Source organism: Promicromonospora panici (assembly GCF_900608595.1).
GTDB lineage: Bacteria > Actinomycetota > Actinomycetes > Actinomycetales > Cellulomonadaceae > Promicromonospora > Promicromonospora panici.
In genome coordinates, this window is sequence record NZ_UWYY01000013.1 from 179,738 (window position 1) to 192,833 (window position 13,096).

At 69.9% G+C, this 13,096-nt stretch carries 17 protein-coding genes; 13 read left to right on the top strand and 4 right to left on the bottom strand.

Features of this window, described 5'->3' with window-relative positions; translation table 11 throughout:
* Positions 1-27: 27 nt before the first annotated feature.
* Positions 28-939 (bottom strand): LysR family transcriptional regulator, encoded by a 912-nt coding sequence (locus EW117_RS16780; protein ID WP_129787846.1) that lies wholly within the window; start codon positions 937-939, stop codon positions 28-30.
* A gap of 188 nt (positions 940-1,127) precedes the next feature.
* On the opposite strand from EW117_RS16780, the gene EW117_RS16785 reads away from it, so the two are divergent.
* From EW117_RS16785 to EW117_RS16810, 6 genes are all read left to right on the top strand, one after another.
* Positions 1,128-1,862, top strand: coding sequence for an SDR family NAD(P)-dependent oxidoreductase (locus tag EW117_RS16785; protein ID WP_129787847.1), 735 nt, complete (start codon positions 1,128-1,130; stop codon positions 1,860-1,862).
* A gap of 33 nt (positions 1,863-1,895) precedes the next feature.
* A complete protein-coding gene (locus tag EW117_RS16790; protein ID WP_129787848.1) occupies positions 1,896-2,519 on the top strand; it encodes an NADPH-dependent F420 reductase in 624 nt (207 codons plus the stop codon).
* Between the two features lie 49 nt (positions 2,520-2,568).
* On the top strand, positions 2,569-3,192 hold the full coding sequence (locus EW117_RS16795; protein WP_129787849.1) for an NADPH-dependent F420 reductase: 624 nt from the start codon (positions 2,569-2,571) through the stop codon (positions 3,190-3,192).
* A 63-nt stretch (positions 3,193-3,255) separates the two neighbouring features.
* A complete protein-coding gene (locus EW117_RS16800) occupies positions 3,256-4,200 on the top strand; it encodes an SDR family oxidoreductase (protein ID WP_129787850.1) in 945 nt (314 codons plus the stop codon).
* 1 nt (position 4,201) lies between these two features.
* Positions 4,202-4,870 carry an NADPH-dependent F420 reductase gene (locus tag EW117_RS16805; RefSeq protein ID WP_207211904.1) on the top strand — a complete coding sequence of 223 codons (669 nt, stop codon included), beginning with the start codon at positions 4,202-4,204 and terminating at the stop codon, positions 4,868-4,870.
* A 140-nt stretch (positions 4,871-5,010) separates the two neighbouring features.
* Positions 5,011-5,310 carry an HD domain-containing protein gene (locus EW117_RS16810; protein WP_129787851.1) on the top strand — a complete coding sequence of 100 codons (300 nt, stop codon included), beginning with the start codon at positions 5,011-5,013 and terminating at the stop codon, positions 5,308-5,310.
* A 67-nt stretch (positions 5,311-5,377) separates the two neighbouring features.
* Here EW117_RS16810 and EW117_RS16815 read toward each other — a convergent pair whose 3' ends face one another.
* Positions 5,378-5,638, bottom strand: coding sequence for a GNAT family N-acetyltransferase (locus EW117_RS16815; RefSeq protein ID WP_129787852.1), 261 nt, complete (start codon positions 5,636-5,638; stop codon positions 5,378-5,380).
* 105 nt (positions 5,639-5,743) lie between these two features.
* Positions 5,744-6,193, bottom strand: a complete 450-nt coding sequence (locus EW117_RS16820; RefSeq protein WP_129787853.1) for a winged helix-turn-helix transcriptional regulator — start codon at positions 6,191-6,193, stop codon at positions 5,744-5,746.
* Between the two features lie 92 nt (positions 6,194-6,285).
* On the opposite strand from EW117_RS16820, the gene EW117_RS16825 reads away from it, so the two are divergent.
* The 6 genes from EW117_RS16825 (at position 6,286) to EW117_RS16850 (ending at position 11,510) form a co-directional block, all read left to right on the top strand.
* The gene (locus EW117_RS16825; RefSeq protein ID WP_129787854.1) at positions 6,286-6,690 is read left to right on the top strand and encodes a nuclear transport factor 2 family protein; all 405 of its coding nucleotides are present in this window, start codon (positions 6,286-6,288) and stop codon (positions 6,688-6,690) included.
* 207 nt (positions 6,691-6,897) lie between these two features.
* Positions 6,898-7,455: a small multidrug efflux protein gene (locus tag EW117_RS16830; RefSeq protein WP_129787855.1), complete on the top strand. Its 558-nt coding sequence runs from the start codon at positions 6,898-6,900 to the stop codon at positions 7,453-7,455.
* A 55-nt stretch (positions 7,456-7,510) separates the two neighbouring features.
* Positions 7,511-8,086: a pyridoxamine 5'-phosphate oxidase family protein gene (locus EW117_RS16835; protein ID WP_129787856.1), complete on the top strand. Its 576-nt coding sequence runs from the start codon at positions 7,511-7,513 to the stop codon at positions 8,084-8,086.
* 123 nt (positions 8,087-8,209) lie between these two features.
* A complete protein-coding gene (gene chrA, locus EW117_RS16840) occupies positions 8,210-9,574 on the top strand; it encodes a chromate efflux transporter (RefSeq protein ID WP_129787857.1) in 1,365 nt (454 codons plus the stop codon).
* 123 nt (positions 9,575-9,697) lie between these two features.
* On the top strand, positions 9,698-10,525 hold the full coding sequence (locus EW117_RS16845; protein ID WP_129787858.1) for an LLM class flavin-dependent oxidoreductase: 828 nt from the start codon (positions 9,698-9,700) through the stop codon (positions 10,523-10,525).
* A gap of 151 nt (positions 10,526-10,676) precedes the next feature.
* Positions 10,677-11,510, top strand: coding sequence for an HAD family hydrolase (locus EW117_RS16850; protein WP_242504341.1), 834 nt, complete (start codon positions 10,677-10,679; stop codon positions 11,508-11,510).
* 24 nt (positions 11,511-11,534) lie between these two features.
* Here EW117_RS16850 and EW117_RS16855 read toward each other — a convergent pair whose 3' ends face one another.
* Positions 11,535-12,311: a C40 family peptidase gene (locus tag EW117_RS16855; protein ID WP_129787859.1), complete on the bottom strand. Its 777-nt coding sequence runs from the start codon at positions 12,309-12,311 to the stop codon at positions 11,535-11,537.
* A 103-nt stretch (positions 12,312-12,414) separates the two neighbouring features.
* Between EW117_RS16855 and EW117_RS16860 the strand changes: the two genes are divergently transcribed.
* Positions 12,415-13,077 carry a histidine phosphatase family protein gene (locus EW117_RS16860; protein WP_129787860.1) on the top strand — a complete coding sequence of 221 codons (663 nt, stop codon included), beginning with the start codon at positions 12,415-12,417 and terminating at the stop codon, positions 13,075-13,077.
* The last annotated feature ends 19 nt before the right edge of the window (positions 13,078-13,096 follow it).

A 13,096-nucleotide genomic window follows, 5' to 3' on the forward strand; every position in this document is an offset into this window, starting at 1 on the left:
TCGACGCACCGGAATTACCTGGCAGCCTCAACCGCGCTTGGCAACGACCTCGTTGGCGAGCTGCCACATCTCGTAGTTCCCGCACTCTGCCGTGATCTCAGCCGTCTCCTGAGCGGCGGCAAAGAAGTCGTCGGCCAACGGCGAGGTGCGTGACGCCGCCATCGCGACGAATACCTGGTCGGGCGCCAGATCCGAGACGGGCACGTAGCTGATGTCCGGGCGTGTGTAGAACACCGTCTCCGAACGCCCCACGAACGAGATGCCACGGCCGGCAGCGACGTGCTCGAGCTTCTCTTCCACCCCGCGCACCCGGAGCCCTGAGTCGGGGTGCGGGCGCCTGGTGGGCTGCGCGCTCGCGTCGGCATGCCAGATCAGCGGCTCACCGGCCAGGTCGGCCTCGGTGACTCCTTCCTTGCCGGCCAGCCGGTGACCGGCTGGCAGCGCGACCATGAGCGGCTCGGTGTAGAGCGGAGCCAGGCGCAGGCCGGTCTCGTCGATGGGCAGCCGGACGTAGGCGACGTCGACGCGGCCGTCGAGCAGCATCGGGGCCTGGTCGTCCCATTCCATGCGCTGCACGTCCACGACGACGTCCGAGTGCTGGGCCTCGAACACCCGCGACGCCGGGATGACCGGGATGCCGGCCCGAAAGCCGACCACAAGCCGCTGGCTGCCGCGGGCGGCTACGGACACTCTGCGCCGGACCGCGTGCGCAGAGGCGAGCAGCGGACCGGCGTCGTCCAGCAGCTGTCGGCCCGCGTCGGTCAGCGTGACGCCGTGGCTGTCCCTGGTGAACAGCGAGGCGCCGAGATCATGTTCCAGCGCGCGGATCTGCCGGCTGAGCACCGGCTGCGCGATGTGCAGATCTTCGGCCGCGCGGCCGAAGTGCAGCCGGTCGGCGACGGCAACGAAGTAGCGCAACTTGCGCAGGTCCAGATCCATGGGCCTCCCGGTCCGGCGATGTCCCCAAGGTATCACCACGGCTGAAAAGGGTCTTGGACACCCATTCACGCCAATGGCATCGTTCATGGAGTCCGAGCGAATCCGGTATAAGAATTCGGCGTCTTTACGCGTCCGGTGCATATAAGAACCGGGCCGTTATGGAGACCCATCAATTGAACGGAGTGAACGTGGGAAAGCTCGATGGCAAGGTGGCAGTGATCACCGGCGGCTCCGCCGGCATGGCACTGGCCGGCGCCAAGCTGTTCGTCGAAGAAGGAGCGTACGTCTTCATCCAGGGCCGGCGGAAGGACGCACTGGACGACGCCGTCAAGGAGATCGGCCGCAACGTCACCGCCGTCCAGGGTGACGCGTCCGACCTGGACGACCTGGACCGCCTGTACGACACCGTCAAGCGGGAGAAGGGCTCGGTCGACGTGCTGTGGGCCCACGCCGGAAACGGTGAGGAGGCCGTCCTCGGCGAGATCAGCGAGGAACAGTTCGACCGCGCCTTCTCGCTCAACGCGCGCGGCACCCTGTTCACAGTGCAGAAGGCACTGCCGCTGATCAACGACCACGGCTCGATCGTGATGACCGGATCGAACGCCTCCCTCGGGGCCTTCCCCGGCTGGAGCCTCTACGCGGGAAGCAAGGCCGTCCAGCAGGCCTGGGCCCGCGTCTGGCTCAACGAGCTGCGCGGCCGCAAGATCCGCGTCAACGTCCTGACCCCCGGCCAGGTCGCCACCGCCAAGCAGGAGGAACTGTTCGACGGCGCGACCATTGCCGCCTTCGAGTCCCTCATTCCGCGCGGAAAGATGGGCCGTCCCGAAGAGATCGCCACCGTCGCCCTGTTCCTCGCCTCCGACGACTCCAGCTACGTCAACGGCATGGAGCTGGTCGCCGACGGTGGCGCCACGGCCATCTGAACCACACACGAGAACAGGAAGAGAGCACACCTCATGAGCAGCATCACCTTCATCGGTGCGGGGAACATGGCCCGCACGATCGGCACGCTCGCGGTGGCGGGCGGCAACACCGTCGAGATCATGGCACGCGATCAGGTCAAAGCCGAGGTTCTGGCCAAGACCCTGGGCGGCGGCACGACGGCGGGCAAGTGGGGCGCTGTCCCAGCAGGGGACATCGTCATCACGGCCCTGCTGTACGCCGGTGTCGTCCCGGCCGTCGAGCAGTACGGAGACGCCCTCGCGGGCAAGACCATCGTCGACATCAGCAACCCCTTCAATGCCACGTTCGACGGCCTGGCCCACAGCGAGGAGACCTCGATCGCGCAGGAGGTCGCCAAGGTGGCGCCGGCCAGCGCCAGCGTGATGAAGGCCTTCAACACCATCTTCCGTAATGTCCTGGAGAATGGCCGGCCCAATGTCTTCTTTGCTGGCGACAATGCGCGGGCCAAGGCGGACGTGGCGGAATTCATCGAAAGCCTCCGGCTGCGCCCGCTGGACGTAGGTGGCCTGAAGATGGCGCACTGGCTGGAGGGGATGGGCGTGGTCACGATGGGCCTCGCCGGTAACGGCGTCGGCCACTGGGACTTCGCCCTCGGCGTCGACGAAATCAACAGCTGATCCTCTGGGCATGCCGTTCGATTCAAACAAAAGAAAGAGAGCGATCACCATGAGCAGCATCAGTTTCATCGGCCTGGGGGGCATGGCCGGCGCCATCGCCGCTCGCGCGGTCGAGGGCGGCAACTCAGTCGAGCTCATCGGCCGCGACGCGGCCAAGGCCAAGGGCCTGGCCGCCGAGCTCGGCGGCGGGGCCACGACCGGGACGTTCGGCGCCGTCCCTGCCGGCGACATCGTCGTTCTCGCCGTGCCGTACACCAGCGCCGTGCCGGTCGTCACCCAGTACGGGGACGCACTGGCCGGCAAGGTCATCATCGACATCTCCAACACCTTCAACGCCGACGCCACCGGGCTCGTCACTCCTGACGGCACCTCCGGTGCGCAGGAGATCGCCAAGGCAGTCCCGGCGAGCGCGCACGTCGTCAAGGCGTTCAACACGGTTTTCGGCCACGTCCTGGCCCAGGGGCGTCCGTTGGACGTGTTCTTCGCCGGGGACGACGCGCGGGCCAAGGCCGGCGTGTCGGCGTTCATCGAGAGCCTCGGCCTGCGTCCCCTCGACGTCGGCGGCCTGGAGATGGCCCGCTGGCTGGAAGGGGTCGGGCCGCTGCTGATGGGCCTGGCCCGCAACGGCGCCGGGACCTTCGACATCGCCCTCAGCCTCGACCTCCCTGGCTGAGCCCTGGCTGAGCGCACCTGCACCACCAGTCCTCGCGCCACATCACTCACAAGGAGCAGTAGCTTGCGCGTCTTCGTCACTGGCGGGACCGGCCACTCCGGTTCGTACATCATCCCCGAACTCATCGCGGCCGGGCACGAGGTCACCGGCCTGGCCCGGTCGGACACGGCGGCGGCGACGCTGTCCGCACGCGGCGCGAAGGTACGCGCCGGTGACCTCCAGGACCTCGACGGGCTCAAGGAGGCGGCGGCGGACTCCGACGGCGTCATCCATGTCGCGCACCGGCAAGACCTGCTGCCGTCCGGCGGGGTCGCCGCCGTGGCCGCCGCGGAGGTCCCGATCATGCTCGCGTACGGCGAGGCGCTCACGGGAACCGGAAAGCCGCTGGTCGTGGCGGGAAGCATCGGCTCGCCCGGGAACGAGGGGATCCTGGGCCGGCCGGCCACCGAGGACGACCCGGCGCTTCCCGTCGGAGACGAGCACAAGGGCACGCTGCGGGCCCGAAACGTCGTGGAGTCCGCCGTGATCGACCTCGCGGAGCGGGGGGTGCGGTCCTCGGTCGTGCGGCTTGCCAACATCGCGCACAGCACTACCGACAGTGCCGGTTTCCTTCCCACGCTGATCGCGCTCGCGAAGGACCGAGGCTTCGCGGGCTATCCCGGAGAGGGCGCGAACCGGTGGAACGCCGTGCACTCCCGCGATGCCGCCTCCTTGTTCCGCCTGGCGCTGGAGAAAGGCCCGGCCGGCAAGTACTGGCACGCGATCGGGGACGGAGGCATCCCGTTCCGCGAGATCGCCGAGGCCATCGGCAGCCGCTTGGGCGTGCCCGCCGTGAGCGTGCCCCTGGACGAACTGATGCTGCCGGGACACTTCGGGTTCCTCGCGAACGTCGTCACGCAGAGCTACCCGGTGTCCAACCTCATCACCCGCCGGACCCTCGGCTGGGAACCCGCTCAGCCCGGTTTGCTCGCCGGTCTGGACAACGGCCACTACTTCCCCGGGAGCTGATATGACGACTGTGGGATTTCTCGGAAGCGGACACCTGGGCGGTAGCATCGCGCGGCTCGCCATCGCGGCAGGCCACCGGGTCGTGCTCAGCAACTCGCGCGGTCCCGAGACGCTCGCGGACATGGCCGCGGAACTGGGGCCGCGGGCGTCCGCAGCGACGAGCGGGGAGGCCGTGGCGGCCGCTGACATCGTCGTGGTCTCGGTGCCGGTCAAGGCCTTTCCCGGCCTGCCCGCCACGCCACTGGCGGGCAAGACCGTCATCGACACGTGCAACTACGGCCCCGAGCGTGACGGGCACATCCCCGAGCTCGACAGCACGTCGCTCACCTCGAGCGAACTGGTGCTGCGGTACGTCCCGGACGCCATGTTCGTGAAAGCGTTCAACAGCATCTTCTTCAAGCACCTGCTGTCGCTCGCCCGCCCGGCGGGGGCGGCCGACCGCTCGTACCTACCGATCGCCGGGGACTCCGCGCCGGCGAAAGCGGCGGTGACCGAGTTCATCGACTCCGTCGGATACGGCGTGGTGGACGCCGGACGGCTGGCCGACAGCTGGCGGCAGGCAACGGGCACGCCTGTGTGGGGAACGCCGTACGGGCCGCCCTCGAACGAGAAGGGACGGCCGGCCGGCGAGGACGCGATCCGCGCGGCACTGGCCACCGCAACGCGGTAGCTGCAAGCTGGCGGCGGTCGTGCTTGTGGCCGTCCTCATCGCCGTCAGCCTGCTCCGTCTGCTGCGGGACCTGTAGTGAGTTGCCCGGGCCGCGCTGTGCTGCTCGACTTGGCGGACGACAGCCGAGGAGGCAGAGCCAAATGACCGACCACGTGCCCGACCCACAGGTCGCCCACCTGCCCGATGCGGCGGCGAAGACGGTCACCGAAGCCGTGGTCGAGTACGAGGCGCGCGAGACGCTGGAAGCACAGTGCGCCAAGGACGCCGACAAGCTCGAATGCCTGCTCCAAGCCCTGGAGTACCGCGCGGCCGGCTACCAGCACGTCCAGAAGTGGATCGACAGCTCCCGCGCGGGCATCACGACGTCGTTCGCGGCACGCGTGGCCGACGCCGCCCTGGCGGGCAGCACCATAACCTGGCACGACCAGGCCCAGTTCTGACTCAGAGCAGCCCGCGGTCGGTCCGAAGGAGGCTCACGATGCGCCGTCGGACACCAGCGAGAAGTAGCTACGTGGCTACCGCCTTGACCAGCACTGATGCGCGGTGGCCGCTGGCGGCTTCGGCGTCTTCGTCGACATCCCAACCGCACGACTGGTAGAAGCGGACGGCCGGTTCACGGCCGGTTGCCACCCAGATGCGTTCGGACCTGAGATCGACCGCCCACCGTTCGAGCCGTCCGAGCAACGCAGCGCCCACCTGGCGGCGGCGAAATCCGGGGTGCACGACCATGCCGACTATCCATGGCGTCGCCTGCGGCAGATACTCCACCAGGTGGCCTGTCGCCCAAGTTCTCGATCGTCATGTGGTCGTTCATCCGCTTGAGGGTGGCTCAGGGTCAAGTCGAAGGCAACGGAAAATCGCGTCGACGGGCCACTACCCGGTGCCGTCGACGGCGTCGCGCTGGCCTGGTCGCACCTCGATGCCGCCATGCGACCCTCCCGACACCCTGGTCTCCGAGGGAACCAGGTCATAGCGCTCCCGCGCGACCAGGACCTCGACGATGTGCGCCTCGGCCCACTGCCCGATCGCGCTCAGCGGCGCGTGCAGCGTCTGCCCCAGGTCGGTCAGCTCGTACTCGACACGGGGCGGGACCTCGGCGAAGACGATCCGGTTGACCAGCCCGTCACGTTCGAGGTCCCGCAGCGTCTCGGTGAGGACCTTCCCGCTGATGCCCTCGACGGCGCTCTTCAGGTCCCGGAAACGCGTCCGGCCCCTCCCGAGGACGATCACGATCATCGCCGTCCACTTGTTGGCGATCCGAGCCAGCGACGTCCGCGAGGGGCAGGTCGAGGTGAGCACGTTCCAGTCAGGTTCGTATGTCATACGTCACAGTGCTCCGATAGTTACGTTGAGGTGACTGGTTTCGGATAGTGACTATAGGCGGGACGCAGGAACAACGCTCAAAGGAGAAACCGATGACCGAGTCCGTCAACACCGCCGTGGTCGCCCAGCAGTACTACGAGGCGATGTCCGCCGGCGCCATCCCGGCGGGTACCGCGCTCTTCGCCGACGACATCGCATGGCACCAGCCCGGCGGCAACCGGTTCTCCGGCACCCGCGACAGCGCAGCTGCCGTGGGGGAGATGCTCGGCGGCCAGATGGCCCTGACCGAGGGCACGTTCGAGCTGAGGTTCACCGGCGGGCCGATGGTCAACGGTGCGCTGGCAGCCCTGCCGGTCCACTTCTCGGGCAAGCGCGCGGGCGCCGAGATGGCGATGGCCGGGGTGGACGTGCTGCGCGTCGAAGACGGCAAGATCGTCGAGATGTGGCTCTTCTCGGCCGACCAGGAAGCCGAGGACGCCTTCTGGGGCAAGGCCTGATCGGCAGCGACGCCACTAACGTGACGAGGTGTGAGAGCCGCGGTGCTCGGTCGTCCGGGGCTACGGGCATGACACATGTCATGGATGCGGCGTGCGAAGGACCCCGGAAGCGGTGACAGGCAGGCACTTCTGGGCTGCGGCACCGACCGGTGGACTGGAGCCAGCACGGGGGACCCCCCGGGACATCCGCACCGTCAGGAGCACACCATGAGCCTCGTCGACACCCTCCAGGACCTCGTCGCGCAGGTACCCGATCTCGTCCAGCCGGTCATCGTCGCCGCCGCAGGTGCCATCCCCTTCATCGAGGGCGAGGGCGGCGTCGCGATCGGCATCGTCGGCGGCATCGCGCCGGTCGTCGCCGCGATCGCCGCGATGGCCGGCAACTTCCTCAGCGTGGCGGTGCTCGTGCTGCTGAGCTCCGGTGCGCGCGACGCCGTCGTGACCCGGCGCCGCGAGAAGGTCCTGGCGCGCGACGGTGCGCCGGTGGGAGCCGGGTCCACGCTGGAAATACCGCCGGGCGAGAGGCACGACGGCAGCCGGAGCGCCGCCCGCCGCGCGAAGTTCCAGCGCGCCTACGAGCGCTACGGCGTACCCGGCGTGAGCCTGCTCGGCCCCCTGCTGCTGCCCACGCACTTCACGGCCACGATGCTCGCCGCCTCCGGCGTCGGCAAGGCCCGCATCCTCGTCTGGCAGGCGATCGCGATCATCGGGTGGACGACGATCACCGCGCTCGTCATCGGCGGCGTGTTCCAGGCCGTCGCCTGACCCGAACCGTGCGGCCGGCTGTGATCCGGGGCGACGTCCGTGGCAGCATGCGGGCATGAAGCTGCACGAGCGGATCGATGGCCGGCTACGCGAGTTCGTCGAGCGGCAGCAGGTGTTCTTCGTGGCGACGGCGCCACTCGCCGCTGACGGGCACGTCAACGTCTCGCCGCGTGGTGTCCCCGGCACCTTCGCCGTGCTCGACGACCACACGTTCGCGTGGCTCGACGGCACCGGGAGCGGCAGCGAGACGGTGGCGCACCTGCGGGAGAACGGCCGGATCACCCTGATGTTCTGCGCGTTCGACGGCCCGCCGAACATCGTTCGGCTCCACGGCACCGGCCGCGTCGTGACCCGGTACGACGACGAGTACCCCGCCCTCGCGAGCCGGTTCACCGACCTGCCCGGTGCCCGCGCGGTGATCGTGGTCGACGTCGAACGCGTCTCCGACAGCTGCGGCTGGGGTGTGCCCCTCATGTCCTACGAGGGCGAGCGGGGAATCATCGGGCCGTACTTCGAGCGCAAGGGCGAGGCCGGGCAGCAGGAGTTCCGGCGGCAGAAGAACCTGACGAGCATCGACGGCCTGCCCGCCTACGACGTCGACCCGCTCGCCGAGCCGGACCTGGTCTCGTGACCCGCCGGGCACCGGTAACAGCGCTCGCCTGACCCGTCCTCGGGTCGTGGCCGGGGCGGCGACCAGCGTCACCTACCCGTACGAGTACTTCCGACGCTCCTACCTCCTGGGACACGAACCGGCATGAAGCCATCCACGCCGCAGCGGGACCTGATTCCGTTCCGCACCGCCGTCCGCACGTGGTTCGCGATCTCCTGGCAGACGTTCGGCGGGCCCGCCGGCCAGATCGCCGTCATGCAGCGCACCCTGGTGGACGAGAAACGTTGGATCGGGCAGGGGCGGTTCCTGCACGCCCTCAACTACTGCATGCTCCTGCCCGGCCCGGAGGCCCAGCAGCTCGCCGTCTACGCCGGCTGGCTGCTCAACGGCTGGCGCGGCGGCCTGGTCGCGGGCAGCCTGTTCGTGCTGCCGGGGATGCTCGCCCTGCTGGTGCTCTCCGCCGTCTATGTCGCGTTCGGCGAGACCACCGTCGTCTCGGCGGTGTTCGCCGGGCTGGCCCCGGCCGTCCTGGCCATCGTGGTCCAGGCCGTGCTCCGCGTGGGGCGCCGTGCCCTGATCAGCCCCGCCCTGGTGGCGCTCGCGGTCGGCGCGTTCGTGGCCCTCACGATGTTCGCGGTGCCGTTCCCGCTCGTCGTCCTCGGGGCGGGTGCGATCGGGTGGCTGGTGCACCGGTACGTGCCGCGCTGGATCACCACGCCCACCCGTCGCGAGCAGTCCGACGGCCCCGCGCCCCTCATTCCCGACGACGCCCTGCACGCCGAGCGACCGTCCGGTCGCCGCGCACTGCGGATCTTGGTGCTGGGCCTGTTGGCGTGGTCGCTCCCGGTCGTCGTCGTCGCGCTGCTGACGGGCATCGGCAGTGTGTTCACCCAGCAAGGGCTGTTCTTCTCCGGCAGCGCCCTGGTGACGTTCGGCGGCGCCTACGCGGTGCTGGCGTATGTCGCGCAGCGCGCGGTGGAGACCTATGCGTGGGTCACGCCCGGGGAGATGACGCGGGGCCTGGCGCTGGCCGAGACCACACCCGGCCCGCTGATCATGGTCGTCCAGTTCGTCGCGTTCCTTGGTGCCTACCGCAACCCCGGTGACCTCGATCCGTGGGCCGCCGCCCTGCTCGGCGCGCTGCTCACCACGTGGGTCACATTCGTGCCGTCGTTCCTGTTCATCTTCCTCGGTGCTCCCTACGTCGAACGGCTCCGGGGAAACAAGTCCCTGTCCGCCGCGCTGACGGGCATCACCGCGGCGGTCGTCGGCGTCATCGCCAACCTGGCCGTCTACTTCACCACCCACACTCTCTTCGCCACCTCGAGCTCCTGGACGGCCGGCCCGTTGACGCTCGACGTCCCCGACCTTGCCACGCTCCAGCCCGCAGCCCTCGGCATCGCGGTGCTGGCCGCCCTGCTGCTGTTCGTGGTGCGCTGGTCGGTGCTGCGGACGCTGGGAGTCTGCGCAGTGGCCGGCCTCGCGCTGGGTCTGGCCGGGCTGCTCTGACCCGAGGTCTGACCGGCCTGGTCGTGCCGCCAGGGCGGGCTCAGCCATAGAATCGCCAGGAACGATCATCATGATCGGATTTCATCGCTTTTCACGATGAGGGAGCGCCTCTAGCGTGAAGGCATGACAACGCAGCCTCGCTCCGCGTTCTGGGTCCCGCTCTTCGACGAACTGGCCGATCCGCGCGTGGTAGCGCGCCTCGCGGCCGAGGCCGAGGAGGTGGGCTGGGACGGGTTCTTCCTGTGGGACCACATCACGTGGGCCGCGCCGGTCGAGCAGGTCGGCGACCCGTGGATCTCACTGGCTGCGGCGGCGGTCGCCACGGACTCGCTGCGCCTCGGCCCGATGGTCACGCCGGTCGCTCGCCGTCGGCCCACGAAGCTGGCCCGGGAGACCGCCTCGCTGGACCAGCTCGCCGGCGGTCGGCTCACGCTTGGCGTCGGGCTGGGCAACGACGTCTACGGCGGCGAGTTCGTGAGCACGGGAGAGCAGGTCGATGCCCGGATCAGGGCCGAGATGCTGGACGAGACGCTGGAGATCCTCGCCTCCGCGTGGTCGGGACAGCCCGTGCGGCACCGCGGACGGCACTACGTCGTGGACGATCTCACGTTCCTGCCGACACCCGTTCAGCCGCGGGTGCCGATCTGGGTCGCGGGTTACGCGGGCCGCGTCAACCCGATGCGACGAGCGGCACGCTTCGACGGCTACTTCCCGATCGGCGTCCGCGACGCCGAGCAGCTCGCGGAGATCCACGAGACGATCCACGATCTGCGGGCCGATCCCGCGGCGCCCTTCGACCTCGTGGTGCCCGTGCAGCCCGGTGCCGACGCCGCGCCGTACGGCGCAGCCGGCGCCACCTGGTGCCTGACGGAGCTCGAGCCGGAGGGGCTGACGCTCGACCACGTGCGGGGAGTCCTCCGGGAGGGACCCGCGATCCCGGCCCACGATTAGGTCGTGATGGCGCCGTCCGACATTTTGAAATGTCCCTAGATGCCCGCTGAATGCGGTGCCAACGTCCCGTCCTCCTGGGTGAGAGTGGACAGGTCCGACATCGGCGGCACCCGGCGTCGGGCAGACCCCGACCCGCCCACCGGAGATGACCGTGACTCTGAAGACGATGACCGCGTCGCACAGGACGGCACTTGCCTCGTCAGTGCGCCTGGTAGCACTTGATATCGACGGCACGCTCGCCCAGGCCGGGGCGATCCCGGACATCACCGTGGCCGCGGTGCAGGAGGTGCTCGCGAAGGCGCACCACGTCGTGCTCGCCACGGGGCGGTCCCTGGTCGGGGTGGCGCCGATCATCAAGCGTCTCGGGCTGCGGCGAGGCCGCGTGATCTGCTCCAACGGTGCCGTGACGGCGTGGATCAACGGGGCCCGTCTGGTCATCGAGGACGCCGTGCGGTTCGACGCCGGTCCCGCTCTGCAGCGGGCCAACGACGCGATCCCGGACGCGCTGCTCGCCACCGAGGTGCTCGGCAAGGGCTACCGCGTCAACGCCAGGTTCCCGGACGGGGCGCTCAACGGCCGCCAGCACGTCGTCGAGCGCGAACGTGACCTGTGGGACGCGCCGACGACGCGCGCCGTCGTCCACGCGCCCGACGTCGCCGCGATAGCGCGCGAGCTGCGCTGGTTCGACGTCACGGCCACACCCGGGTCGACGATCGGCCCGGGGGACTGGCTCGACGTGACGCCGCCGAACGTCTCGAAGGCGACTGCCCTGGAGGCCGTCCGGCGGCGTGTGCGGGTCGCCCAGGAGCACACGATCGCCGTCGGCGACGGGCACAACGACCTGCCGATGTTCAAGTGGGCCGCCCGTGCCGTGGCGATGGGGCATGCCCCGGCCGACGTCCGGGCGGCCGCGGGTGAGGTCTGCGGCACCATCACCGAGCACGGCGCGGCCGACGTCCTGCGTTCGCTCGCGGGTGTCGCCTGAGCGCCGCCCTGCACCAGGGGCGGTTCAGCCCACGCGGATGAACGTGGGGCCGGACTGCCAGATGCTGGTGTACCGCACGTTCTTGCCCGGGACCGGTGCCTCGATCTGCATGCCGTCGCCGGCGTAGATCGCGATGTGCCCGGGCGTCCAGATCAGGTCACCCGGCAGCGCCTCGGCCCAGGACACGACGGTCCCGGCGTAGCGCTGCGACGACGACGTGCGGGGCAGGTCGATCCCGACCTGTGCGTACACGTAGGACGTGAACCCGGAGCAGTCGAACCCTGCCGGGGTCGTGCCGCCCCAGACGTAGGGGACGCCGAGGTAGCGCATCGCGATGGAGACCACCGACGCCCGACGCTCGGCCGCGATCCGCTCCGCTTCCTCGGCCGCGCGCTCCGCCTGGTACTCGGCGTTCTCAGCGGCGGAGACGACGGAGACCGCCGTCTTCTCGACCTTCAGCTCCGCGTTCGGGGCGACGGCGACGACGCCCGCCGCGGCGACCGTCTGGCGCGCCTGGGCGGTCAGGGCGTTGAGGTCGGCCGTGTTGAGCGTGCCCTGGACGGGTGCGCCGGCCAGTGTCGTGCTGACCTCCGTGGCCGTTGCCGCCTGGGCGGGCGAGGCGATCAGGGACAGCAGCACGCCGGACCCGGCTGCCGCGATGACCGCGCCGCGCCCGGTGACCACACCGGCCGGTCCGCTGGTGGCTCGTGCGATATCGGTCAGGACGGGGCCGCGTGCTGCCCGGTGACGACCGCGTGCCTGCGGGGGTGCGGTCAGGATGGACTGGGGATCCAAGCTCATAGCGGCCTAGAGTAACGGAACGGACACGGCCTGCATACCAGGTCACGGTACGCATTTCAGGCGATTTCCGGACGGCGGCAGGCGGTCGGAGAGAATGCTCCCCATGAGACTTCTGCTCCTGCGCCACGGACAGACGCCGTCGAACGTGCGCGGGCTGCTCGACACGGCCGGCCCCGGCCCCGGGCTGACGGCGCTCGGTGAGCGTCAGGCCGCCGCGGTACCGCACGCGCTGCGCGACCGCCAGGTCGACGCGATAGCCGTATCGCCGCTGGTCCGGACGTCGCTCACGGCGGCGCCGCTGGCCCGGGCGCGCGGTATCGAGCCGCTGGTCGTCCCCGGCCTGCAGGAGATCGAGGCGGGTGACCTGGAGATGGCGGGGGCTCACGAGGCGCACTTCAGCTATCTCGGAACGGTCTTCGCCTGGGCGCGTGGTGACGTCGCTCGTCCGATGCCGGGCGGCCTGGACGGGCGTGCGTTCTTCGGGCGCTACGACGAGGCGGTCGCGAAGATCGCCGCACGAGGCTGGGAGAGCGTGGTCGTGGTTTCGCACGGTGCCGCGATCCGTACGTGGGCGTCGGCACGCGTGGCGGGCGTGGACGTCGACCGGGTCGAGCGGGCGACGCTGGCCAACACCGCTCTGGTGGAGATCGACGGTGATCCCGACACCGGCTGGCGCCTGGTCGCCTGGGGTGCCCATCCGGTCGGCGGGCGCGGGCTGGACGCACCCGCCGCCGACGACCCGACCGGCGAGCCGATCGACGAGTGAAGCGCGCAAATGACCTGGC

Coding starts and splice junctions, on each gene's coding strand:
- EW117_RS16805 (WP_207211904.1), top strand. CDS start 4,202: ATGACGACTGTGGGATTTCTCGGAAGCGGACACCTGGGCGGTAGCATC.
- chrA (WP_129787857.1), top strand. CDS start 8,210: ATGAAGCCATCCACGCCGCAGCGGGACCTGATTCCGTTCCGCACCGCC.
- EW117_RS16810 (WP_129787851.1), top strand. CDS start 5,011: ATGACCGACCACGTGCCCGACCCACAGGTCGCCCACCTGCCCGATGCG.
- EW117_RS16845 (WP_129787858.1), top strand. CDS start 9,698: ATGACAACGCAGCCTCGCTCCGCGTTCTGGGTCCCGCTCTTCGACGAA.
- EW117_RS16820 (WP_129787853.1), bottom strand. CDS start 6,193: ATGACATACGAACCTGACTGGAACGTGCTCACCTCGACCTGCCCCTCG.
- EW117_RS16855 (WP_129787859.1), bottom strand. CDS start 12,311: ATGAGCTTGGATCCCCAGTCCATCCTGACCGCACCCCCGCAGGCACGC.
- EW117_RS16795 (WP_129787849.1), top strand. CDS start 2,569: ATGAGCAGCATCAGTTTCATCGGCCTGGGGGGCATGGCCGGCGCCATC.
- EW117_RS16835 (WP_129787856.1), top strand. CDS start 7,511: ATGAAGCTGCACGAGCGGATCGATGGCCGGCTACGCGAGTTCGTCGAG.
- EW117_RS16825 (WP_129787854.1), top strand. CDS start 6,286: ATGACCGAGTCCGTCAACACCGCCGTGGTCGCCCAGCAGTACTACGAG.
- EW117_RS16790 (WP_129787848.1), top strand. CDS start 1,896: ATGAGCAGCATCACCTTCATCGGTGCGGGGAACATGGCCCGCACGATC.
- EW117_RS16780 (WP_129787846.1), bottom strand. CDS start 939: ATGGATCTGGACCTGCGCAAGTTGCGCTACTTCGTTGCCGTCGCCGAC.
- EW117_RS16860 (WP_129787860.1), top strand. CDS start 12,415: ATGAGACTTCTGCTCCTGCGCCACGGACAGACGCCGTCGAACGTGCGC.
- EW117_RS16830 (WP_129787855.1), top strand. CDS start 6,898: ATGAGCCTCGTCGACACCCTCCAGGACCTCGTCGCGCAGGTACCCGAT.